Annotated in this window: 3 protein-coding genes and 1 pseudogene; all 4 read left to right on the forward strand. The window is 60.1% G+C overall.

The features are described 5' to 3' along the window. Positions 1–286: SEC-C metal-binding domain-containing protein (locus tag GCT19_RS41915; RefSeq protein WP_193727544.1), on the forward strand; the 286-nt coding region annotated here is incomplete at its 5' end. A gap of 28 nt (positions 287–314) precedes the next feature. After that, on the forward strand, positions 315–668 hold the full coding sequence (locus GCT19_RS41920) for a hypothetical protein (protein WP_018433056.1): 354 nt from the start codon (positions 315–317) through the stop codon (positions 666–668). 21 nt (positions 669–689) lie between these two features. Beyond that, positions 690–1307: a DUF6398 domain-containing protein gene (locus GCT19_RS41925; protein ID WP_227749509.1), complete on the forward strand. Its 618-nt coding sequence runs from the start codon at positions 690–692 to the stop codon at positions 1305–1307. Between the two features lie 69 nt (positions 1308–1376). Beyond that, positions 1377–1616: pseudogene (locus tag GCT19_RS41930) on the forward strand (IS110 family transposase); the annotation flags it as partial.

Genomic DNA, 1616 nt, shown 5'->3' on the forward strand with positions numbered 1-1616 from the left:
GATGATCCCGATCATGATGCTGCATCATGAACACAATCCCGACCCGCAGATGCGGCCACCATCGATCCCTGCGGAGAAGCGCGAGGGACTGCTGGAGACGATGATCGCCGGGCTGACCTACATCTACCGTTACTTCGAGCCACATCGGCGGGCACTGGCGCACATCCCGGCGCGTCTGCCCATGCGCCGGGAAGAACCGAAAGTCGGGCGCAACGAGCCGTGCCCGTGCGGTAGTGGCCGCAAGCACAAGCATTGCTGCATGGCCAGTTCGCCGACGTTTCACTGATCAGGCAACACACCTACGGAGACACCCAATGCCCCAGATCCCGGATGATGCCGATCTTCCCCTGAACGCCAACGGCCCGGCGTACACGTCGCGACAGGATCGTGACGGCATACCGCTGTCGTATGTCGGCGAGAAACTCAGTCTTGCCATCGAGGATCTGCATCCCCATGCCCGGCGCTATCAGGGAGAACGTGATGATTTGCGTTGCACCATGTATCGCCTTCTCGTGGCATACTTGGGACTACATAACATGCTCGGCAAGGCGAACGACCGGACCCTGGTTGACCGGTTGCTTGACGGCACCAGCGAGAAGCTGGACACGTGGCTGCGCCTGATCGAGCGGGAGGGTGATGTTCATGGGCTCGCCGAACTGGGCAACTGACGCATACGGATCGCGAATTCCATGAAGCCAACCGTTCGCGGCGAGCGGGTGCCAGCCGCCATGCAAGACCGGTATGACGAGATCATTGCGCTTACCGACGCCTTTTGTGCGCAACACCTGACCGATGAATACCGCGACCTCTGCCGACGTCTCGTTGCCACCCTGTGCCGCAAGCGGCCATCGCCATTGGTGACCGGTCCTGCACGCTCCTGGGCCTGCGGCGTGGCCTACGCGATCGGGAGGGTCAACTTCCTCTTTGACAAGTCCCAAAAGCCCCACATGCGCGCCGATGCACTGTGCCAGCACTTCGGGCTAAGCGCCCAGACCGGTTCGGCCCGCTCAGGATCAATTCTGAGCCTTCTGAAGATCGGTCAGCTCGATCCTCGCTGGTCACTTCCCAGTCAGCTCGACAGAAATCCACTCGTCTGGCTTATCGAAATCAATGGCATGATCGTCGACGCGCGCCGCATCCCGCGCAATTTGCAGGAAGAAGCCTTTCGCCTGGGCGTCATCCCATTCGTCCCAGACGAAGATCGCTGGTTCGTCGGGAAATCCCGAACCCCGTTTGTACGTTGCCGGCAACGCAGTACCTTGAGCTTGACCGGGTTTGCCGTCCCTTGGCTCAGGCTAACGTGCTAATGAGATGATCGCCCCCACCTGCGACGCGTGCGCTAACCTTACCGCGTCAATTGCGAACAGGAGAACATCGTGCAAGACGTGACGCTCATCGGAATCGATCTCGGCAAACATTCGTTCCATCTGCATGGACAGGACGCAAGAGGAAAGGCCATATTCCGCAACAAGCTGAGCCGCAAGCAGCTGATCGAGTTTCTCGCGACGCTTCATGCCTGCACGCTGGTAATGGAGGCATGTGCAGGCGCGCACCACATGGCGCGGAGGCTGGCGACCTTGGGCCATCAGGTGAAGCTCACCTCTCCGCAATTCGTC

Origin of the sequence: Paraburkholderia atlantica (assembly GCF_009362785.1) — a bacterium.
Lineage (GTDB): Bacteria > Pseudomonadota > Gammaproteobacteria > Burkholderiales > Burkholderiaceae > Paraburkholderia > Paraburkholderia atlantica.